Source organism: Acidothermus cellulolyticus 11B, from assembly GCF_000015025.1.
Lineage (GTDB): Bacteria > Actinomycetota > Actinomycetes > Acidothermales > Acidothermaceae > Acidothermus > Acidothermus cellulolyticus.
In genome coordinates this window covers 1,796,956-1,818,093 of the sequence record NC_008578.1, presented here as the reverse complement: position 1 = coordinate 1,818,093, position 21,138 = coordinate 1,796,956, and the positions used below count along the sequence as shown (strand labels likewise).

The following is a 21,138-nucleotide window of genomic DNA, read 5'->3' as shown; positions in this document are numbered from 1 at the left end:
CCCGCCACCCCCGCGCCCGACCGGCCGTGCCCAACCGGCCGGCCGTGCCGGCCACGGTGACATTCCGTAAACTCAGACGACGTGCCCGAGTTCATTTATGTCTTGCGCAAAGCCCGTAAAGCGTACGGCGAGAAAGTGATCCTGGACGACGTCACGCTCGCGTTTCTTCCCGGAGCAAAGATCGGAGTCGTCGGTCCCAACGGCATGGGCAAATCGACGTTGCTGAAGATAATGGCCGGTGTCGAGCCGCTGAGCAACGGCGAGGCTTACCTCGCCCCAGGCACCACTGTGGGATGGCTGCCGCAAGAACCGCAATTGGACGAATCCAAGACGGTATTGGGCAACGTCGAGGAAGGGGTCGCGGAGACCAAGGCGCTCCTTGCGCGGTTTCACGAAGTGAGTGAGGCGCTGGCCAATCCCGACGCCGATTACGACGCCCTGCTCAGTGAACTCGGCGACCTGCAGACCAGGTTGGACCACCTGAACGCGTGGGATCTCGACTCCCGGCTCGAGCAGGCAATGGACGCCTTGCGCTGTCCGCCGCCTGATGCCGACGTCCGCGTTCTCTCCGGGGGCGAGCGGCGCCGGGTCGCACTCTGCCGGTTGTTGCTCTCCCAACCGGATCTCCTGCTGCTCGACGAACCCACCAACCACCTGGACGCTGAGAGCGTGCAATGGTTGGAGCAGCATCTTGAGAAATATCCCGGTACGGTCATCGCGGTGACGCACGACCGGTATTTCCTGGAGAACGTTGCGCAGTGGATTCTGGAAATCGACCGCGGCCGCACCTACCCGTACGAAGGCAATTACACGACCTACCTGGAGACCAAGGCGGCTCGGCTCAAAGTGGAGGGTCAGAAAGACGCCAAGCTGCGCAAGCGGCTGGAAGAGGAACTCGAGTGGGTCCGGTCGAGTCCACGTGCGCGTCAGGCGAAGAGCCGGGCCCGACTCGCACGTTATGAAGAGATGGCGGCCGAGGCGGCAAAATATCGAAAGCTGGACTTCGAGGAGATTCAGATACCGCCGGGTCCGCGGCTGGGCAGCGTCGTCGTCGAAGTGGAGAACCTTCGCAAGGGCTACGACGATCAGCTGCTTTTCGACGGCCTCTCATTCTCCCTTCCGCCCAACGGAATCGTCGGTGTCATCGGGCCGAACGGCGTCGGAAAGACGACCCTCTTCCGGATGATCGTGGGTGAGGAGCGGCCGGACGCCGGGACGATCCGCATCGGCGAGACCGTGAAGCTTGCGTACGTCGACCAGGCGCGCGCCGGTCTCGACCCGCAGAAAACCGCGTGGGAGCTGATCTCAGACGGCCTGGACTACATCAAGGTCGGCAATGTCGAAGTGCCGAGCCGCGCATACATCGCGGCATTTGGGTTCAAAGGCAGCGACCAGCAGAAGCCGGTTGCCGCATTCTCCGGTGGTGAGCGGAATCGCCTCAACCTCGCCCTCACCTTGAAGCAAGGCGGCAACGTGCTGCTCCTCGACGAGCCGACGAATGACCTGGACGTCGAAACCCTGGCAAGCCTGGAACGGGCGCTGGCGGAATTTCCCGGCTGTGCCGTGATCACGAGCCACGACCGGTGGTTTCTCGACCGGGTGGCGACGCACATCCTTGCGTGGGAGGGCGATTCGCGGTGGTTCTGGTTCGAAGGCAATTTCGACGCGTATGAGAAGAACAAGGTCGAACGCCTCGGACCGGACGCCGCTCGGCCCCACCGGACGACGTACCGCCGGTTGACCCGCGACTGAGCCGGCCGATGCGGTACACCTTTCGCTGCCAGATCCGCTGGGACGACATGGACGCCTTCGGGCACGTCAACAACGTACCCTTCGTCGCCTACATGCAGGAGGCGCGTACCGGCATGCTGTTCGCCGGCGATGCGCAAGAATACGCGCCGGACCTCATCAAGGGAGTTGTCGTCGCCCGGCACGAAATCGATTACCGCCGTCCGTTGACGTGGCGTCCGGAGCCGATTGAAATCGACGTGTGGACGGCGCAGGTGCGCGCATCCTCCTTCACGCTGCGGTACGAAATGCGGGACCAGCTCGCGAAACCTGAACCGGTGGTGCTTGCCGAGGCGCTGACCGTTCTTGTGCCGTATGACCTTTCCTCCGGGCGGCCGCGTCGGGTGACCCCGGCAGAGCGCGCATTTCTTGAACGCTATTTAGAGCCGGAGAATTCGTAACCCGCGCTACTCGGCGACAAAGAATTCGTCGCCCGCACGCTGCCTATTCGTCGACGACAATATGCTCGTCGGTGGTTCGTGCGATCCGAGCCGCGGTTTCCGCGCGGCGAATCACATGACCGGCCGTATCGGCGTCCCGGGCGACCGCCACCCCAAGGTGGCAGCGCACCTCGACCGTGCCGAACGGCAATACCAACGGCGTCTCCACCGCCTCACTCGCGGTGCGGGCCAGATCGATTCCTGCGCCAGGTTCACCATGTGCGATCAGGGCGAAATGACTGGCGCCGAGGTGACCAAGGTCGTGTTCGGGTGCGATCTCAAGAAGCCGGCTCGCGATTTCGCGGAGCACCGCCTGGACGCCGGTCGCGCCGTGCGCGTCGGTGATCCGCCCGACGCCGAGCACTTGCAGCAAAATGACCGCAACCTCGCGATGCCCGTCCTGGTGAGCAGCCCGCCGGGCGAGCGCGCGGACGAGCCGCTGCTCGAAAACGGCGAGATTCGGCAGTCCGGTCACCGCGTCGTGCAAGGCCCGCCGGCGCAGTTCATCGAGAACGAGGGCGAGGTGCAGGAGTTCGCCGGCGTGACCCTGGAGCGAAGCCGCCGCTTCGAACAGACCCATATCGTCGACGACCGAGGCGCTCTTGGGCAGCTTCGCAGCGATACAGCCCACGAACTCTCCTTGGCCGAAGAGCGGCACGAGAAGAGCCCGCTCAGCATGCAACTCGGCGAGCAGCGTTGCACCGGACGGTCCGCATCCCTCAAGGCTCAGCACCGCGAGCCGGTTCTCGGTGCGCATCCAGGCGAACTCTGCGTCACCGACCAGCTGTGTCGCCACCGTCGCGAGATGCTCTTCGTTGACGAGCCCGTCACCGATCGCGACTCCGACGTGCGGCTTGAGCCGAGTCGGCTCGAACGCGCTGACCGCGACAACCGGCGATCGGAGCATTGCCGACGCCACGGCACCGATCTGGCGCGCGGTCCCCGCGATGCTGCGCTGCCGCGTGCAGGCGACATGCAGGTCGAGCAGGGCCTGGTTGAGTTCGTTCGCGCGGCGGAGCCGGACCAGTTCGGACGTCTGCCCGGCCAGTCGGCTCTCAATGGACTCGAGGGCGGCAGCTAATTCGGCGATTCCGCCCTCGGCATGAGCAGCGTCGCCGATCGGCACGGTACCCAGATCCACCGGGACCTCCCAACGAGCACCCGCGGCGGGTGCCGTACTCACCTCCTTCTACGGCTGGGCCGCCGGCTGACTTGAGCATTTCGCTGATGCCGTATGCGGCGATCGTCGGATCGCCGGCCGATCGACCATGTCTTCCGGCGATCACCAACTGTGTGGCGACCGCGCGCTATCAAGGCAGCGTGATGGCAGCCGCCCTGCCCGATGGGATCAGATCCCACGCGTGACCACCGGTTGACTATCGGTCCCGCTCGCGGCGTTTCACGCCTGAGTCATGATTGCGCGACCCGTCCAGGCGTGCGGGGACCCGGCGAGCGGAGCGCACCTCCCGTGCTCGCCGACGCCGACCCGTCCAGCCGGGGAGTTCACGCAGTCCTCCGGAGCGGTGGCGCGCCGACAGCTGGGGAGCGCGCGCGATCGTCAGCCGCGACGACGCGGTGGCGGTAGCGACGCCGGCGACGCCAGGAGGCGCATGTGCCGAACCGCCAGGTGCAACGACCACCAGGCTTCGAGTGCCGCATTCACCCGACCATCGGGCGCAACGACCACCAGGCCTCGAGGAGTCGATGCGCGGGGCTGTCACCGGCGCAGGCAGGGACAGAGGAAGTTATCGCTCACATAATCTCGTCCGTCACATTCTGTTACGGGGAATAACTCGGCGCGTTCGGCAACCCGTGTTGTCCCGCCAAGACACTACGAGTGAGCCTCCGTGAGAGATCCGATAACCAGGTCTTTTCCTTCCGCCACCGGACATATCGATCTCATCACCGGGGACGCCTCCATCGTTGCGCAATCTCCGATCGGGTAAAGAAATCAACGCCAACATCTTGTGTGAACGCTAACATCCGTCTACAGTCAACTCCGTCGTCAACGCGGCCTCGGTCGCCGAAGGGTGTTTCGGCTGCCGATGCCGGCGCGTGGAAAGGAGGGTGTGTATGTCTTTCACACTGACGCGGCGGAGAACTTTTGTCTTCGCAGCGGCGGGCGGACTCGCGTTGGCCGCCGTCGCTAGTCCGGTGGGAGCGTCAGCGACCCACGCGTTGCCCGTGCATCATTTCGGAAGCGGACACGGGCACCTGAGTATCACCAGCGTCCCCTGGGGAACCGCGGATGGACAGCCCGTCGATCTCTTCACGTTGACCAATGACAACGGAATGATGGTGAAAATCAGCAATTACGGCGGCGTGGTCCAGTCAATCTGGGTACCGGACCGCAGCCGCCATCTCGTGAATGTCGCATTGGGGTTCGCGAATCTCGACGACTACGTGAACGACTTCGAACATCAACCCTGGCCGCTGTCAGGAGGCTCGGGCGATACGTACTTCGGCGCCATTATCGGCCGGTACGCCAATCGGATCGCCAACGCCTCGTTTACCCTCAATGGCACAACGTATACGCTGCCCGCGAACAACGGTCCAAACACCCTGCACGGTGGTCCGGACTCCTATAACACGCAGGTCTGGTCCGCTGCGCCGACCACCGGTCCCGGGTACGTGGCCCTTCGGCTCAGCTACACGGATCCAGACGGCAAGAACGGATTTCCCGGCACCGTCCACAACACCGTGACATACACGTTGACCGACGCGAATGCCTTGATGATCACATATGAAGCGACGACAACAGCGCCGACGGTCGTCAACTTCACCAACCACACGTACTTCAATCTGGCGGGAGAAGGCAACGGCAGCGTGTTCGACCAATACCTTCAGATAAACGCCGATAGCTATCTGCCGACGGACAACGTCCTGATTCCCACCGGAGCATTCGTGCCGGTCGCCGGTACACCTTTTGACTTCCGCACGCTGCACCGGATCGGTGACATGATTCGGCGCACAGATCTCCCGGATAGCGGTGGTCAGGCGTATCAGGAGCTGCAGATGGCCCACGGATACGACTTCAACTGGGTCATCAACGGAACCGGCTACCGACTTGCGGCTACGGCGTTTGCACCGAGCACAGGTATCGCGTTGTGGACGTTCACCGACCAGCCTGGCGTTCAGTTCTACAGCGGGAACTTCCTCGTCGGTGATCTCATCGGTACGTCGGGCCGAGCCTACCGGCAGACCGACGGATTCACCCTCGAAACGCAGCACTACCCCGACAGCCCGCACCACATCGGACAGCCGGGCTGGCCGTCGGTCGTGCTGAATCCGGGAGAAACCTTCCGCTCAACGACGACATACCAATTCGGTGTGGAGTCTCCGGCGTTCGTCCATCACCCGCAAGGCCCGGCGCACCCGCAATTCCCGTGATGCCCTCGACCGCAGTGCTCCGCGTTAGCGGGCGTACCGGAGGGTCCCTGCGCTGCTTCGCGGTCCTTCACTCGTCGAGGCTGCGGTGGGTTCGACCTTAGCGGGCGTCCTGAAAGTTCCCTGGTGGTTGGGCGGCGACACGTTCCGGTTGCCGCCCAACCATCGGCCGCTCGCGCACCACAGCACCTCTGGTGAACCACGCGAAGCTGAGCCCGGCGAGGACGTAACCAGCGGCAAGACCGCTCATCACAGCGTCTGATTTCCCGGACGGCGGGAGAGCGGCGGCGGCGGCCGCCGCGGCCGCCACGTAAGTGACGTTGTACAGCATGTCGTAACCCGAGAAGACCCGGCCGCGGAAATTATCCGCTACGTCCGCTTGGACGATCGTGTCGACGCAAATCTTCATTCCCTGGGCGGAGAAGCCGAGAACGAACGCCCCGGCGATGAGCAATTCCCGTTGGAAAGGCAGACCAAAGACAGCGACCGCTGTCCCGGCGGCACAAAGCATGGCGGCAACCCAACGGGTGGTGCCGATACGTCGGGTGACGCGCGGTGTCACGAGCGCGGCTGCGACAATGCCGAGCCCTGATGCGCCGACGACCGCGCCCAAGCCGAAGAGCCCGCGCACCGCCTGATTCTCGTGGGCAAAGTAATTGCGCTCCAGCAGCACGATGGTCAGCGTCGCCATTCCATAACAGAACCGGTGAGCGGAAATCGCCGCGAGCGCGGACGCCACTCTTTGCCGTTGCGCCACGTGCCGGGCGGCGGCTGCCAACCCCGCAAGCACAGCGTGTACGGCGTGCCACATCGGGACGGCGAGCGGAACGTCCGGTCCAAGTTCGTCGGCGGCAAAACGCCTGGCGACCAAGGCCGAACCGAGATACCCCAACGCCGCTGCCGCCACAACGCCGCCGAGCGCGAGCGCGTGCGTACCCGCCGCGAGCCGGAGGGACCCGCCGATTCCCGCACCGATGATCGTGGCCACTGTTCCGGAGGTGGTCGCGACGGCGTTCGCGGTGACAAGGTAATTCTCAGGAACCACATGCGGCAGCGCGGCGGAAAGCGCGGCGAGGAAAAGCCGGTTCACACTGAGGGCGGCGATGGTGACCGCGAGAAATGCGCCGTTTTCGGCCCGGTCGGCGACGAGCGCGGCGACCCCCACGACCAGCGCGGCCTTGACGGTGTTACCGATGACGAGGACCCGCTGCCGACGCCACCGATCGAGGAAAACGCCGACGAACGGGCCGATGAGCGAATAGGGGAGCGCGAGTGCGGTCAGTGCGGCCGCCGCCTCCGCCGGTGTGGTGGCTCGTTCCGGATTGAACAGAACATAGCTTGCCAGCGCAGCTTGGAAACTTCCGTCGGCAACGGCGGAGACGAGGCGGGTGGCGTACAGGCGGCGAAAGCCCGCCTCAGCCAGGACGGCCCGCAGGGCCGCCGTCCGCCCCATTCATGACTCCGCGTTCACGAGGCTATGGGCGGCGGACACGAAGTAGTCCCACATCGTCGTCGCAAGTGATTCCGGAAGCTGCAGACTCTCCAACGCCCTCCGCATGTGACCGAGCCACGCGTCGCGTTCGGCCGGCCCGATGCGGAACGGCGCGTGGCGCAGCCGAAGTCGCGGATGCCCCCGCCGCTCGCTGTAGGTGCGCGGGCCGCCCCAGTACTGCTCGAGGAACATGCGCAGCCGTTCGCGGGCACCCGACAGATCTTCCTCCGGATACAGCGGGCGGAGAACCGGATCGGTCGCGACCCCGGCGTAAAAGCGGTCGACGAGCAGCCGAAATGTCTCACTGCCGCCGACCGCGTCGTAGACGGTGGCGGGCTGGGATTCTGCTGGGGCAGACACGGCACTTCATTCTCGCAGCACGCGGCTGCACGGATCTCGGGAACGGCCGGTGGCAGATCGCGGAGAAGGAAGCCGAGCAGGCGACCCTGCGCGCCGTGCGTCCGGGGAGCCGGCGGATTCGCCGGTGCCGATGCCGCGCGGACCTGGGCGCCGTGCGCCCGGGGACGGTGGCAGGGGAGGACACCTGGCGGATGGTGGGGGAGGACACCCGACGGATGGTGGGGGAGGACACCCGGCGGATGGTGGGGGAGGATAAAGGCGTCGTGAACCTGCGAGGGAAAGGACAGTGCGATGGCAACGACCCGTACCGCGACGACGCATTGGGAAGGCCCGCTCCTCGACGGCGGCAAAGGGACCGTGAGCCTGGATTCATCGGGGCTTGGCAGCTACGAGGTCAACTGGCCGGCGCGGGCCGAGCAACCGAACGGCATGACGAGCCCGGAAGAGCTCATCGCCGCGGCCCATTCGGCGTGCTACTCCATGGCGCTCTCCAATGCGCTGGCAAAGGCCGGTCACACCGACATCACGCTGGAGACCACCGCGGACGTGACGTTCCAACCCGGCCAGGGCATCACCGGTATCACGATCAGGGTTCGTGGCCGGGTACCCGGGCTCAGCGCCGAGCAGTTCGCCAGCTTTGCGGAGGACGCCAAGGTGAATTGCCCGGTGAGCAAGGCGCTCGCGGCTACGCCGATCTCGCTGGACGCCACACTCGCCTAGCGCGATCTCGCTGGACGCCACACTCGCCTAGCGGGCGAATCCGCGTCACTGCGCCGTACTTGCTGACGGCGAGGGCGACGGACTTGGCGAGATGAGAACCGGATCGAGCGGTTGGCCGGCGCGGCAGGCGAACAGGTAGCGGGAGGTCTGACCGTTCGGATCCGTGAAGGTGACCGCCAACGCCACGCCACGCCCAGTAGTGATCAGCTCAGGGGTGAACGTGTAGCCGCTCGCCGGGCTCAGGACGACCTTGTAACCGTTGCCCTGCTGACCGCTGTACACGCTGTCGCCTACGCACACCACGGTCACCTGGGCGTACCAGTTTGCCTGGCCCGGCACGAGGAACGTCTGCTTGCCGGTTGGCACCGTCGGCGTCGGGCTGACCGACGAGGGAGCGGGTGATCCTTCGACCGGTGACGGCGTGCCGGACGGCGGCGCCGGCGGCCGGCTCGGTGCGCTGCTCTCCGGCGAGGGGCTCGGTGTCGGCACGGTGTCCGGAGTCGGTTGAGGCGCCGGACGGCTCGGCCCGGGCGTGGGGTTCCCCGTCGGCGGGGGCGGTGCGAGGGACGCCGACGCCGACGCCGATTGCGCAGCCGCAATCGCCGCCGACGCCTGGGCCGCGACGTGTTCCTGGGAGGAGATCGGCGGCGTCTGCGACACCTCGTTACTAGCCCGCTCAACGGCGGCCAGCGTGATCGCCGTCACCAAGGCGCACGAGACGGACCAGCCGACGATCGGCAGGAGGCGATGCCAGCCACGCTCGTCCGATGTCCGAGCGGTACGGTGACGGCGGCGCATGGGGCTCAGTGTCCGGTCTCGACCCGCCGTTCGCGTTAAGCGCGGGTCAAGCACGGCATCAGAACTCGTGGACTTCGGCCGCGCACCGGTGAGCCGGGCGCGGTCTCCACTATTGACGGGCAGCGGCGTGCCACTTTGGCCGCGCACCCGTGAGCCCCGGTCGCCGACTCGCGGGTCGTTCCGACCTTCGGCTCTACCCATCCGGGTCCCGAAGTCGCTACCGTCATGTCCGTGCCGCGGTTGTTGCTCATCGAAGATGATCCGGCGATCCGGACGACGCTTACCCGCTCGCTCACCGAGAAAGGGCATGCCGTGGCGTCCGCGCCGTCGGCAATGACGGGGTTGCAGGCCGTGGTGGCGGAGGCGCCTGACCTCGTCGTCCTCGACCTCGGCTTGCCGGACCTCGACGGGGGGACGCTGATTCAAATGGTCCGTGCGGTCAGCAAAGTCCCGATCATCGTTGCCACCGCGCGGGACGACGAACGGGAAATGGTCCGCATTCTCGACGCCGGAGCCGACGACTACGTCGTCAAACCCTTCGCCTCCGACCATCTCGAGGCTCGAATCCGGGCAGTGCTTCGGCGTACCGCGGCGGACGGCGCCATGCCACCGCTTGTCGTCGGCGGATTGCGGATCGACCGGCGGTCCAGGGAAGCGACGTTGGACGGGCGTCCGCTTGACCTTACCCGCAAGGAATTCGACCTGCTGGCATATCTCGCCGAACATGCCGGTGAAGTGGTCACGAAACGAGCGATTCTCGCCGAGGTCTGGCAGCAGGCATATGGCGGCGCGGACAAGACCGTCGACGTCCACCTGTCGTGGTTGCGGCGCAAACTCGGCGAAACCGCTCTTGAGCCGCGGTATCTCGTGAGCATCCGGGGAGTGGGAGTCAAGCTCGTGGACCCCACGGCCGGCTAGCCGATTCCCGATGCGCGTTCGGCTGCTCGCGCTCGCTGCGGCGACCACGTCGCTGGTTGTCGTGGCATTTATCGTCCCGTTGTTCTTTCTCATTCGGTCGCTTGCCCGCGAGAATGCGCTGAACCGGGGACTGCTCGATTCGCAGCAGGTCGTCGCGGCGATCCAAGGGACGACCACACTGGACGGATTGCGGCATCTCGTATCCGCTGACCAGTCGGCCAACGCGATCAGCTCGTCCATCTGGTTGGACGACGGAACCTGGGTGGGGCCGGTTCCCCCGGACGCCGGGTCGCCCAGCCTGGTCCTGGCGCACGGCACGCCGGTCGGCACCAACGCCCGGCAGGTGAATGTCGCCTATCGGGGCGGCTTGGAGATCTGGAATCCGGTGGCCTGGGGGTCGCGGACCCTCGTGGTCCGCACCTTCGTACCCCCGTCCATCGTCCAGCGGGGGGTGCTGCCGGCGACCCTCGTGCTCGTCGGCACGGGAGCCGTGCTTCTGATCGTGGCGATGCTGGTCGCCGATCGGCTGGCCCGGCGGACCGCCGCTCCGGTCATCGCGCTCGCGGAAACCGCGCATCGGCTCTCGGACGGCGAACTGCACGCGCGGGCTCCGGTCACCGGGTTCCGCGAGGTGGCCGCCGTCGGCTCAGCGTTGAATCGCCTCGCCCAGCGCATCACCGAGTTGCTGGACGCCGAACGCGAGCAAGTCGCCGACCTGTCGCATCGGTTGCGCACTCCGCTGGCCGCGCTCCGCCTGGCGGCCGAGGGACTCCCGGCGTCCCCGGAAGCGACTCGAGTCCTGGAGCAGGTGGACGCGTTGGAACGGGCGGTGGGGGATGTCATCCGGGAGGCACGGCGGGGGGTTCGGGCGGTGCCGGCGGCGGGCTGTGATGCAGCGGAGGTGGTTCGGCAACGGGCCGCTTTCTGGTCGGTGCTGGCCGAGGATCAGAAACGGCGCATGGACGTGTACGTGCCGGACGGGCCGTGTCCGGTGGCGGTCGGCCCGGAGGACCTGGCCGCCGCGGTCGACGCGCTGCTGGAGAACGTGTTCGCGCACACGCCCGAGGGGGTCGGCATGTGCGTCACCGTCGAGCGCCTCGATGGGCAGGTCCGCGTCGAGGTGGCCGACGAGGGCCCGGGCATCCCGGACGGCGTTGTCCACCGCGGCCGCAGCGGTACTGGCTCGACCGGCCTCGGTCTCGACATCGCCCGCCGGACTGCGGAGAGCGGCGGCGGGGAACTGCGCATCGGCCGGTCGCCGTCCGGCGGAGCGGCGGTGCGGCTCAGTTTTCGGGCCGTCGGTTGATCAGCGGACGGCGTCCGGCGGCCCGGCTCACCCTCCGGCGGTCCGGTCGGGCTGTTCGGCGGTCCTGTCGGGCTGTTCGAGGTCGAGGCCGGTGTGCGCGGCAAGGAATGCCAAGGTGTCGACAGACAGCTCGATGCTGCGGCTGAGGGCCCGCGCCCCGTGCCCGACGTCCGACTCCCGGCGCAGCAGCACCGGCTTGCCGGACGTGGACGCCGCTTGCAGCGCGGCGCACATTTTGCGGGCGTGCATCGGGTCGACCCGGGTATCGGAATCGAAGACGGTGAAGAGCACCGCCGGGTACGGCGTTCCCGGGCGCATGTTGTGATACGGGGAATACGCGAGCAATACCGCTAATTCCTCGGGATTCTCAGCGGTGCCGTATTCTTCCCGCCACAACGGACCGAGCCCGAATTTCTCGTACCGCGCCATGTCGAGCAACGGTGCGGAGCAGACGACCGCGGCATATTTTTCCGGAGCCTGGGTCATTGCCGCGCCGACGAGCAGTCCGCCGTTGCTCCCGCCGGAAATGCCGAGCTGGCCGGGCGTCGTCCACCCGTTGGCAATCAGCCAGTCGGCGGCGGCGTGGAAATCGTCGAAGACATTCTGTTTATTTCCGCGCATTCCGGCGCGATGCCACTGCTCGCCCTCTTCCCCGCCGCCGCGCAGGTTCGCGACGGCGTACACGCCGCCGGCTTCGACCCAGGCCAGAATTCCCGCCGAATAGCCCGGGGTGAGGGACGTGCCGAATCCGCCGTACCCGGTGAGGATTGTCGGGCGCGGGCGGGCCGGTTCGACCGGCGGCGCAATGAGCATCATGCGAACCGGCGTGCCGTCGCGCGATTCGTACACCACCTGCGTCGTATGCACCGGGGGTACGGGCGCCTGACCGGGAGGCCGAGCCCATACCGTGGTGGCATTCGTCAGCGCGTCAAAACAGAAAACGCTTGGCGGCGTGGCGTAATCGGTGTACCCGAACCAGCACTGGTGGCCGCCCTCCGGTTGTTCGGAAAGGCCGGTCACCGTGCCGAGTCCGGGCAAGGTGACGGCGCCGAGCCGTTCACCAGTCTCCAGATCGTGGACCGAGAGCTCACTCAACGCGTGCCGTGTCCATGCCGCCACCAGGACCGGTCGATCCAGTTGCGGGCCATCCAGGATGGCGTAATCGACCAGCACCGCTTCCGGATCCTCCGGCAGCAGGTCTCGCCATTTCTCGGCCGGCAACTCCGTCGGATCGGCGACCGCCAGCCGGCCGCGGGGCGCGTCGCGGTCGGTGTACAGGTAGGCCCGGCCGTCCCGTCCGATGTGCACCACGAGCTGCGCGTCCACGCCGACCTGAACCGGCCGGAGGACCGGTGCCGCAGGATCGCCGTCCGACAAATCCGCGATCCAGACGTCATTGCGCGGTGCGGTGCCGGGGCTTGCCGACACAATGAGCCAGCGGCCGTCCAGACTGACCGATGCGGAGAAGAACGTCGTTTTGTCCATGCCGTCGCCGAAAATGAGCACGTCGTCGTCCGCGCTCGTGCCCAGACGGTGCAGCCAGACTCTCCGGTGGAACGCGGTCTCGTCCGGCGGCACGTCACCGGGCGGCAACCGCCGGACGTAATAAAAAGCCGCGCCGCCGGGCAACCACCCGACCGGCGAATACCGGCATCGGTCGATCGGGCCATCGACGATTTCCCCGGTTTCGACATCCATGACGCGCAGCACGGACTCCTCGTCCCCGCCGGTCGACAGCTGGTAGGCGAGGAAACGCCCTTCCTTCGACGGCTGCCAGGTGTCGAGCGTCGTCCTGCCGGTCGGGTCAACCGCCATCGGATCGAGGAGAACCCGTTCCGTACCGTCCGGATCGACGGTGAAGAGCACGGCGTGCTCCTGATCGGCCTGGCGACGGAGGAAGAATTGCCGACCCCGGCGCCAGACGGGCGCGCTCACCACACCCGCGCCCAGCAGTTCGGTGAGCCGGCGGCGCAGCCGATCCCGCCCGGGCAGAGCGTCGAGATACCTGCGGCACAAGGCGTGTTGGGCGTCGATCCAGGTTCGGACCTCCGGATCGTCGGCGTTCTCCAGCCACCGGTACGGATCGGCGACCGGGTGGGTCGGATTGGCGGCCGGCAGGACCTCGACGAGGTCAAGTCGCCGGGACGGCGGATAGCTGAGCGGGACGGTCGCCGAACGAGCCGGGTCGATGGATGCCATGCCTCGCACCTTAGCGAGGACGCGACTCGGACTTTCGATGGCCGAAGCGCGCGATCAGCGCCGTTCTGCTTGTACGGTGAGTCCGGGAGGTGGGGTTGAGTAGCCACGCCCTGGTCCTCAATGCGACCTACGAGCCGATCGGCGTCGTATCCGGCCGCCGGGCGTTGCTGCTCGTCCTTGCCGCCAAGGCGGTGGCGCTCGAACCCGGCGAGCAGGTCTGGCACAGCGCGAGCGTGGCGGTTCCGGTTCCCGCGGTCGTCCGGTTGACGCGCTTCGTAAAAGTCCCGTACCGGGCAACCGTTCCGTTGACCCGCCGGGGTGTTTTCCTTCGGGACGGCGGCCGCTGCGTCTACTGCGATGCGCCTGCGACCAGCCTCGACCATGTCGTGCCACGAAGCCGCGGGGGCGCGCACGTGTGGGAGAACGTCGTCTCGTGCTGCCGGCGGTGCAACCACATCAAAGGCGATCGGACGGTTGCGGAATTGGGGTGGCGGCTGCGACGTCCGCCTCGTGCGCCCAGCGGTATTGCCTGGCGGATTCTCGGCACCGGCCGCAGCGATCCCCGCTGGATTCCCTACCTCGACGGGCTTGGTATCGACAGCTCGGTGTTCGGCCGGTTCCTCGGGGTTGAGCAGTCCGCAAGCGCATGACGTCCGCGCGGCACGGCCCTGGTGGGACGACCTCGCCGGCCGGACGGGGTAGGTTCGCCGTGTGGCCGACCTGCACGACCTCTCAGCGTTCGAACAAGCTGCGGCGATTCGCCGGGGTGACGTGTCGCCGTCCGAATTGGTCGATCACTACTTGGCACGGATCGAGCGGTGGAACGACACCCTCGGTGCATATGTGACGGTCACGGCGGAGCTGGCACGTTCGCAAGCCGCGGCTGCGGAGCGAACCCTGCGATCGGCGGAACCGCAGAGCCTGCCGCCGCTCCTGGGGGTGCCGATTGCCATAAAGGACCTCACGGACGTCGCCGGAGTTCGCACGACGTTGGGTTCCGCGGTATTCGCCGACCGGGTGCCGAGTACCGACGCGCACGTCGTCGCATTGCTGCGGGCGGCTGGAACGGTTCTTCTCGGTAAGACCAACACGCCGGAATTCGGGCTGCCCTGCTACACCGAATCGGATATCGCGCCGCCAGCACGTTCCCCGTGGGATCCGCGGTATTCCGCCGGCGGGTCCAGCGGCGGATCAGCCGTCGCCGTGGCGGCCGGACTCGCGCCGTGGGCCCAGGGCAACGACGGCGGCGGATCTGTGCGGATTCCTGCGGCGGTCTGTGGACTCGTGGGGCTGAAAGTGAGTCGCGGCCGGGTGAGCAACGGGCCGGGGCCGGGTGACGTCAGCGGCCTGGCGTGGCACGGCCCGCTGACCCGGACCGTCCGGGACGCGGCGCTCTGGCTGGACGCCGTCGCCGTCCCGATGCCCGGCGACCCGTACTGGGCACCGCCGCTGCCGGGCGGTGACTCCTTTGTCGCAGCGACCGACCGCGAGCCCGGCCGGCTGCGGATCGCCCGGTACGCCACCCCGGTGATCATCGATGAGCCGGTGGACCCGGAGTGCCTCGACGCGTACGAGCGGATCAGCACGCTCCTCGTCGACCTCGGTCACGATGTCGTCGACGTACCGGGGCCCGGTGACCCAGAGGTCGTCGCTGCGTTCGAGCGGGTCTGGGCGGTGCTCGCCGCCGCCACGGCCCTGCCGAGGGGCGCGGAATGGCGGGTGCGGCCGCTCACCCGGTGGCTGCGTGACCGGGGACGGCGGATCAGCGGGCCGGAGTATGCCCGGGCCGTCGCGACGCTGCACCAGCGCACCCGGGACATTGCCGTCGCCTGGCAGCAGTTCGACGCCGTCCTGACACCGACCCTCGCCCATCCGGCGGTCGAGGTCGGGGCGCTGCGCGACGACGAGGATCCGGCGGCTGATTTCGAGAATCAGAAGCGTTTCACGCCGTTCACGTCGCTGGCGAACATGACCGGTCAACCGGCGATCACTTTGCCGGTTGCGGTGAGCCGGGCGGGGCTGCCGATCGGCGTCATGCTCACCGGCCGGGCCGGTGACGAGGCGACCCTGCTCTCCCTGGCCGCACAAATAGAGGCCGTCGTGCCGTGGAACGCCGGGCGGCAGCCGGCGTGCTGGTCGTAACCGATGGGTGCGAGCCAGGCGAGCCTCGACCCGCAGTTGGCCGAGCTTGCGCGCAGCTACGGAATCGCCACCACATTCCCTGACTGGCAGGGCAGACCGGCCGAGGTGAGCCGCCGGGCGGTGCTCGCCGTTCTCCAGGCCCTGGGCGTCGACGCGTTGGATCCGCGGCGGATTCCGGAATTGCTCGCGGAACGGCGTGCCGAGAGCCTGCGGCGGTTCCTGCCGTCGTACGTCGTCGTCCGGGAGGGACGATCCGCGGTGATTCCGGTGCGGCTGCCGGACGGCGTCCCCGCCGCGGTGAGCATCGAGACGGAAGATGGCGGGCGGGTCGCGCTGACCCTCCGTCGGCGGGACGGCGAGGCACACCACGTCGACGGCCGGGCAATTGTGACGTACGACGTGGAGCTCCCCGCGGACCTGCCGGCCGGTTACCACCGGGTGCACGGAGCCGGCGGGGAGTGGACGGCGGAGTCCCTCGTCCTCGTGAGCCCGCGAAAACTTCCTGTCCCACCCGATCCCGTCACCGGCCTGATGTGCCAGTTGTACGCCGTCCGCTCGACCGCGTCGTGGGGCATCGGCGATGCGGCGGACCTTCGCGCCCTGGCGGAATGGGCGGCTCGTGAGCTGGGATGCGGATTCGTGCTCGTCAATCCCCTCCATGCCCCGGCGCCGACGCTGCCAATGGAGCCGTCGCCGTATTTTCCGTCGTCCCGCCGGTTCGCTGACCCGCTCTATCTGCGGATCGAGGACATTCCCGAAGCGGCCGGCTGCGCGGACGCCGATGCCGCGGCGTTGCGGGCGGAGAATTCCGTGGACCGGCTTATCGACCGCGATCGTATCTGGACGGTGAAACGCGCCGCACTGGAGAAAGCCTTTGCGGTCTGGGAAGACTGTTCGACCAGCGCGCGACGCGCCGAATTTCACCGATTCCAGGAGGAACAAGGCGCCGCGCTGACGAATTTCGCGACCTGGTGTGCGCTCGCGGAGCAGTACGGACCGAAATGGCGGAATTGGCCGCCGGAATTTCGGGATCCGGCGGGCCGCGCGGTGTCGGAATTCCGGGCCGCGCAGCACCGTCGGGTGCAGTTTTACGGCTGGTTGCAGTGGCTTGCCGCCGGGCAGTTGGCTGCTGCGCACCGGTCGGCGCGTGCTGTCGGCATGCCGCTCGGCGTCGTCCACGATCTCGCGGTCGGCGTGGACCCGGACGGTGCCGACGCCTGGGCGTACGCGTCGGTGATTGCGCCCGGCGTCACCCTGGGCGCACCCGCGGACATGTACAACCAGCAGGGCCAGCGGTGGAATTTGGCGGCCTGGCATCCGGACCGGTTGGCCCGCGCCGGATTCCAGCCGTTGCGAGACACGGTCCGCGCGTGGTTGGCGCTCGGCGGCGGCCTGCGCATCGACCACATCCTCGGGTTCTTCCGGCAGTGGTGGATCGCCGACGACGCACCCGCCGCTGACGGCGCGTACCTGGAGATGGACGCCGACGCGCTGCTGGGCGTCGTCCGGATCGAGGCGGCCCGCGCTGGAGCTGTGGTGATCGGTGAGGACCTGGGCGTGGTGCCTGCCGGCGTGCGTGAGCGGCTGCGCGCCGAGGACATCATGGGCACGTCCGTGCTGTGGTTCGAGCGGGATCGGTCCGGCCGGCCGAGTCCACCGGCGCACTGGCGGCGGGAGTGCCTGGCGACGGTGACAACCCATGACCTGCCGCCGACCTGCGGCTACCTGCTCGGCGTACACGTCGACCTGCGCGCCCGGTTGGGTCTCCTCGCCCGGGACGAAGCGGCCGAGCGGGCGGCGGACGAGGCGGACCGTCTCGACTGGCTGCGTGTCCTGGCCGCCGAGGGCCTTCTCGACCCGGCGATCCTCGCGGAGATCACTGGCCGGCAGACGGCGGCCGAGGCCCAGCCGGACGCCGTACCCGCAGCCGGGGCCCAGCCGGACGCCGTACCCGCAGCCGGGGCCCAGCCACGCGCCGTACCCGCCCGCGAGGCCGAGCCGGACGCCGTGCCCGCGGACTTCGCGGCACGCCTGCGGCCGCACCTGGATGCCGTCCGCGCCGCGCTCTACGGGTACGTCGGCCGGACACCGGCGCTGCTCCGGGGCCTCTACCTCCCGGACATCGTGGGCGATCGACGTCCGGTGAATCAGCCGGGCACCGCGGACGCGTATCCGAACTGGCGGGTGCCGATGGCGGACGGCAACGGACGGGTCGTCCTCCTCGACGAGGTGTTCAGCGATCCGGCGATCCGCGCGGTGGCTCAAACGCTGGCTCGACTGCTGCGCGGCGGCCGGGCGACATGACCGCGTCTGACCCGGCTGCCCCGGACGGCCTGCCGTCGGTTAGCGTGACAGCGACCGTGAACCGTACCGCGGCCGTCGCGGCCGACCCTGCCCGGAGTGGGACGCCGGCCGCCCGGCACGGCGTCTACAAGAGGTGAGGCACATCGTGGCGCGTCCTCGTCGACTCTCTCACCGGCTGACCATGGTTCTTGGGCTCACGTCCGGCTGGTTGGCATCAGGATTCTTCGCGGCCCCGGTCTGGGCCGCCGGGCCGATCGTCAACGAATCAGGGACACCCGGCGGCCGGCTCACCTGGGTTCAGACGGCGCTGATCTTCGCAGGCATACCGATCGCCGCGTTTCTCGTCATCGGATTCCTCGTCTATCTGCCGTCGTTGGTTCGAGGACCGCGGTACCGTCCGGGGCGGCCATGGCCGGGTGGCGCCGCCTGGTTCGGCGGACCGCCGGAACCGGAAGCCGCTGTCAGCCGGATCGAGGAGATTCCGCCGGCTACCGCTGAAGGAGGTGGCGCCGGTGCCCGGTGGTGAATCGGGCGGCATCGTCGCCCTGTCGGCCCGTGGCGGCGTCGCGTCGCCACCCCGGAGCGGGCCGCTCACCCCGCGGGAAGCTGACGTCATCCGGCAGGCCCTGGCGGCTGCCCGGGAGGAGACGGGCCTGTGGTTCTCGGCGTTCATCGGGCCGCTCGGCGGCGACGTACGGCGTGAAGCGCGGCGGCTCCACGCGGCGCTTGGCGAGCGTGCCGAGCATGCGGTGCTCGTCGTCATTGAGCCGGAGGCCCGGGCAGTCGAAATCGTGACCGGGCGTGCCGCGCGGCGTCGTCTTGACGACCAGGCAGCTGCCCTTGCTGCGGTTTCGATGGCGACCATGCTCGGCGGTGGTGATCTGGTCGGCGCTCTTGTGCAAGGGTTGCGGATGCTCGCGGAAGCCGCCGCTCGGCCACCCGTTCCGGGGCAGGCGCAGCGATGAGCGCGAGCTGTCGGTGGGCGGACGCCGGTACCGTCCCGGCCCGGCGGGTGGAGTAGCACGTGCGGGTCTACGTTGCCTCGGATCACGCCGGGTTCGAGCTGAAGACACGCCTGATCGAATGGCTCGCTGAGCAGGGCTACGAGCCGGTCGACTGCGGCCCGGTCGTCTTCCAACCGGACGACGACTATCCGCCGTACGTGATCGATGCGGCGCGGCGGACGGCCGCCGACCGGGACAGCTTCGGTGTCGTGATCGGGGGATCCGGCAATGGCGAGCAGATCGCGGCGAACAAGGTCCGGGGCATCCGCGCCGCGTTGATCTGGAATGACGAGACCGCGGCGCTGGCTCGAGCCCACAATGACGCCAACGTGGCAAGCATCGGCGCCCGGCAGCACACCATTCGTGACGCGATCCGGTTGGTGGACATCTTCCTCCGCACCCCGTTCTCCGGGGAACCCCGGCATGCGCGGCGGATCGGCATGATCAGCGAGTTCGAGGCGACCGGCACACCCCCGGAGGTTCCGACAGTCGACTGGCGCTGATCATCCGGGCGCTGGGCGCCCCGAGGCGCTGCTGCGCCGCGCTATTGATCACGCAGCTGTTCGGGCCGTGGCCGGGATACGTCACGGGCACGCAAGGCACCGACCACCCCGACCTGTGAGCGTCCCTCGCCGAGCAAGGCCCGAAGCGTCGCTTCCGGACGCGGCGGCGGGCGCCGTCCATGCGGGGACGCCGGCGAGGTGGCCGTTGGGGACGTGTCGTCTCCGAGGTCGGGTTCGGTGGGGCGCGGTCTGGCCATGGCTCCAGCATGGCGCGCCGTCCGGTGCCCGTGACACCTGGCTCTCCGCGGCGCTCTCGGCCGAGTGTCTGGGGACGGCGACCCGGGGCATTTTCCGGAAATCGAGGTTTCGTGACGTTGACCCCGATACGCTCGCCCTTCGTGAGTATCAAGGGTGCAGTGGCCGCGGCTGACCGGTCTCGCGTCGGCCGATCCCGGCCACTGTCCCGGCGGGGTTTGCGGCGCCGTACGATCCGCATCGCCCTGCGCCGCAGCTCCGTACTCGAACCGCGGATCGCGCGGTTCTGGCTCGGTGCGCTGATCGTCGGACTGGGGATTCTGTCACCGATCCTCGGCGTGGCCTGGCTGCCGGCGGCGGTGTTTGTCGTGCCATTGCTGGGCTCGGCGCTGCTGTTGCCTCGGCGCAGTGTCATCGCGATGGTGGCGCTGACGCTCGCCGCCCTCGGCTATGACGTCGGCCGGCTTGGCATGCGCACGCTGCGGCCGGGGGAGCTCGTGGTCGTCGGTCTGGTGGCGGTCGTCGCCTATCAGCTCGCGGCGACCCGCGAGCGGCTCGGCGTCCAGGGCCTGCGGGGCGAAGCGATGCTCGTCGACCTGCGCGATCGGCTGCGACGGCTCGGGGAGCTGCCCGCGCTGCCGGCGGGCTGGCATGCCGAGGCGTCGGTACGGTCCGCAGGACCGACGTCGTTCGGTGGGGATTTCCTCGTCGCGGCTTTAACCGGTGACGGGAGCCGGCTTGAGGTGGTACTGGTCGACGTGTCCGGCAAAGGGGTGGACGCCGCCACCCGAGCCCTCTCGCTGGCGGGCGCCTTCGGCGGGTTGCTCGGCGCGGTCGCCCCGGACCGGTTTCTCTCGGCAGCGAACGCCTATTTGCTCCGCCAGAGTTGGCCGGAAGGGTTCGCGACCGCGGTTCACCTCGCGCTGGATGTGCACACCGGGGCGTACACCGTGCGGTCGGCGGGTCATCCGCCGGCGGTGCACTTCCGGTCCGGCAGCGGGACCTGGCAGTTGGCCGATGCCGCAGGCGCGATTCTCGGCGTGCTGCCCGGCCCGGAATTTGCGCCGGTGCATGGCACCCTCGAGCCGGGTGACGCGATATTGCTGTACACCGACGGGCTGGTCGAGACCCCGGAGCGGGAGATCAGCGTCGGCATCGACAAGTTGCTCGGCGAGGCGGAGCGGCTGGTCACCCGAGGCTTCCGCGGGGGAACGGAGTGGCTGCTCGAAACCGTCGCCCCAGCGGGCAGCGATGATCAAGCACTCATCATCATCTGGCGTGACTGAATGGCATCATCCGGTCCGATCCGGCGCGACTGACCGGCTCGATCCGGCGCGACTGACCGACGCGTGCCACCGCGCAGGCCTACCGAGAGCGGGTGACGGGAATCGAACCCGCACCGCCAGCTTGGAAGGCTGGAGCTCTGCCATTGAGCTACACCCGCGTGATGGTCGTCTGCCGACCGGCAGGACGCCGGCCGCGGCAGCGAACGACCGCTCGTTCGCTTAGACTACGCGTCGCG

The 21,138-nt window shown here is 68.2% G+C and carries 18 protein-coding genes and 1 tRNA gene; 13 read left to right on the top strand and 6 right to left on the bottom strand.

The genetic code is table 11. The features are described from left to right. Positions 1-81: 81 nt before the first annotated feature. Together ettA and ACEL_RS08315 are read left to right on the top strand one after the other, a co-directional pair. Positions 82-1,752: an energy-dependent translational throttle protein EttA gene (ettA, locus tag ACEL_RS08320; protein ID WP_011720449.1), complete on the top strand. Its 1,671-nt coding sequence runs from the start codon at positions 82-84 to the stop codon at positions 1,750-1,752. Positions 1,753-1,760: 8 nt separating this feature from the next. Then, on the top strand, positions 1,761-2,189 hold the full coding sequence (locus tag ACEL_RS08315) for an acyl-CoA thioesterase (protein ID WP_041835028.1): 429 nt from the start codon (positions 1,761-1,763) through the stop codon (positions 2,187-2,189). Positions 2,190-2,232: 43 nt separating this feature from the next. On the opposite strand, the gene ACEL_RS08310 is transcribed toward ACEL_RS08315, so the two are convergent. Beyond that, a complete protein-coding gene (locus ACEL_RS08310; RefSeq protein ID WP_011720447.1) occupies positions 2,233-3,369 on the bottom strand; it encodes a GGDEF domain-containing protein in 1,137 nt (378 codons plus the stop codon). A 932-nt stretch (positions 3,370-4,301) separates the two neighbouring features. On the opposite strand from ACEL_RS08310, the gene ACEL_RS08305 reads away from it, so the two are divergent. After that, positions 4,302-5,618 (top strand): aldose epimerase family protein, encoded by a 1,317-nt coding sequence (locus tag ACEL_RS08305; protein ID WP_011720446.1) that lies wholly within the window; start codon positions 4,302-4,304, stop codon positions 5,616-5,618. A 97-nt stretch (positions 5,619-5,715) separates the two neighbouring features. Here the strand turns inward: ACEL_RS08305 and ACEL_RS08300 are convergent, their stop codons facing one another. Both ACEL_RS08300 and ACEL_RS08295 read right to left on the bottom strand, forming a co-directional pair. After that, positions 5,716-7,068 carry an MFS transporter gene (locus ACEL_RS08300; RefSeq protein WP_011720445.1) on the bottom strand — a complete coding sequence of 451 codons (1,353 nt, stop codon included), beginning with the start codon at positions 7,066-7,068 and terminating at the stop codon, positions 5,716-5,718. Next, positions 7,069-7,467, bottom strand: coding sequence for a globin (locus tag ACEL_RS08295; RefSeq protein ID WP_011720444.1), 399 nt, complete (start codon positions 7,465-7,467; stop codon positions 7,069-7,071). It lies immediately after the preceding gene. Between the two features lie 291 nt (positions 7,468-7,758). On the opposite strand from ACEL_RS08295, the gene ACEL_RS08285 reads away from it, so the two are divergent. After that, entirely contained in the window at positions 7,759-8,187 is a 429-nt protein-coding gene (locus tag ACEL_RS08285; RefSeq protein WP_011720443.1) for an OsmC family protein, read from the top strand. Positions 8,188-8,232: 45 nt separating this feature from the next. Here the strand turns inward: ACEL_RS08285 and ACEL_RS12155 are convergent, their stop codons facing one another. Beyond that, a complete protein-coding gene (locus ACEL_RS12155) occupies positions 8,233-8,985 on the bottom strand; it encodes a hypothetical protein (RefSeq protein ID WP_148204576.1) in 753 nt (250 codons plus the stop codon). Positions 8,986-9,216: 231 nt separating this feature from the next. Here ACEL_RS12155 and ACEL_RS08270 point away from each other — a divergent pair, with 231 nt between their 5' ends. Beyond that, positions 9,217-9,903 (top strand): response regulator transcription factor, encoded by a 687-nt coding sequence (locus ACEL_RS08270; protein ID WP_148204687.1) that lies wholly within the window; start codon positions 9,217-9,219, stop codon positions 9,901-9,903. A gap of 10 nt (positions 9,904-9,913) precedes the next feature. Next, positions 9,914-11,209 (top strand): HAMP domain-containing sensor histidine kinase, encoded by a 1,296-nt coding sequence (locus tag ACEL_RS08265; RefSeq protein WP_011720440.1) that lies wholly within the window; start codon positions 9,914-9,916, stop codon positions 11,207-11,209. A gap of 27 nt (positions 11,210-11,236) precedes the next feature. On the opposite strand, the gene ACEL_RS08260 is transcribed toward ACEL_RS08265, so the two are convergent. Continuing rightward, the gene (locus ACEL_RS08260; protein ID WP_011720439.1) at positions 11,237-13,408 is read right to left on the bottom strand and encodes a prolyl oligopeptidase family serine peptidase; all 2,172 of its coding nucleotides are present in this window, start codon (positions 13,406-13,408) and stop codon (positions 11,237-11,239) included. Positions 13,409-13,497: 89 nt separating this feature from the next. Between ACEL_RS08260 and ACEL_RS08255 the strand changes: the two genes are divergently transcribed. The 7 genes from ACEL_RS08255 to ACEL_RS08225 all read left to right on the top strand — a co-directional run bounded on the left by ACEL_RS08255 (position 13,498) and on the right by ACEL_RS08225 (position 20,902). Continuing rightward, entirely contained in the window at positions 13,498-14,058 is a 561-nt protein-coding gene (locus ACEL_RS08255) for an HNH endonuclease (RefSeq protein ID WP_011720438.1), read from the top strand. A 61-nt stretch (positions 14,059-14,119) separates the two neighbouring features. Beyond that, entirely contained in the window at positions 14,120-15,550 is a 1,431-nt protein-coding gene (locus ACEL_RS08250) for an amidase (protein ID WP_011720437.1), read from the top strand. 3 nt (positions 15,551-15,553) lie between these two features. After that, the gene (gene malQ, locus ACEL_RS08245; protein ID WP_011720436.1) at positions 15,554-17,854 is read left to right on the top strand and encodes a 4-alpha-glucanotransferase; all 2,301 of its coding nucleotides are present in this window, start codon (positions 15,554-15,556) and stop codon (positions 17,852-17,854) included. A gap of 145 nt (positions 17,855-17,999) precedes the next feature. Further along, positions 18,000-18,380 (top strand): aa3-type cytochrome oxidase subunit CtaJ, encoded by a 381-nt coding sequence (ctaJ, locus tag ACEL_RS12285; RefSeq protein WP_011720435.1) that lies wholly within the window; start codon positions 18,000-18,002, stop codon positions 18,378-18,380. After that, positions 18,367-18,819, top strand: a complete 453-nt coding sequence (locus ACEL_RS08235) for a DUF5130 family protein (protein WP_011720434.1) — start codon at positions 18,367-18,369, stop codon at positions 18,817-18,819. The genes ctaJ and ACEL_RS08235 overlap by 14 nt, the downstream gene beginning before the upstream one ends. Before the next feature lie 59 nt (positions 18,820-18,878). Further along, entirely contained in the window at positions 18,879-19,361 is a 483-nt protein-coding gene (locus ACEL_RS08230; protein ID WP_011720433.1) for a ribose-5-phosphate isomerase, read from the top strand. Positions 19,362-19,729: 368 nt separating this feature from the next. Next, the gene (locus ACEL_RS08225) at positions 19,730-20,902 is read left to right on the top strand and encodes a PP2C family protein-serine/threonine phosphatase (protein ID WP_148204575.1); all 1,173 of its coding nucleotides are present in this window, start codon (positions 19,730-19,732) and stop codon (positions 20,900-20,902) included. A gap of 87 nt (positions 20,903-20,989) precedes the next feature. Here the strand turns inward: ACEL_RS08225 and ACEL_RS08220 are convergent. Beyond that, positions 20,990-21,060: transfer RNA gene (locus ACEL_RS08220), tRNA-Gly, on the bottom strand. Positions 21,061-21,138: the final 78 nt, after the last annotated feature.

Bases quoted from the DNA above. Each gene is read 5' to 3' on its own strand.
- ACEL_RS08315 (WP_041835028.1), top strand. From the start codon at position 1,761: ATGCGGTACACCTTTCGCTGCCAGATCCGCTGGGACGACATGGACGCC.
- ACEL_RS08305 (WP_011720446.1), top strand. From the start codon at position 4,302: ATGTCTTTCACACTGACGCGGCGGAGAACTTTTGTCTTCGCAGCGGCG.
- ACEL_RS08300 (WP_011720445.1), bottom strand. From the start codon at position 7,068: ATGGGGCGGACGGCGGCCCTGCGGGCCGTCCTGGCTGAGGCGGGCTTT.
- ACEL_RS08285 (WP_011720443.1), top strand. From the start codon at position 7,759: ATGGCAACGACCCGTACCGCGACGACGCATTGGGAAGGCCCGCTCCTC.
- ACEL_RS12155 (WP_148204576.1), bottom strand. From the start codon at position 8,985: ATGCGCCGCCGTCACCGTACCGCTCGGACATCGGACGAGCGTGGCTGG.
- ACEL_RS08265 (WP_011720440.1), top strand. From the start codon at position 9,914: ATGCGCGTTCGGCTGCTCGCGCTCGCTGCGGCGACCACGTCGCTGGTT.
- ACEL_RS08260 (WP_011720439.1), bottom strand. From the start codon at position 13,408: ATGGCATCCATCGACCCGGCTCGTTCGGCGACCGTCCCGCTCAGCTAT.
- malQ (WP_011720436.1), top strand. From the start codon at position 15,554: ATGGGTGCGAGCCAGGCGAGCCTCGACCCGCAGTTGGCCGAGCTTGCG.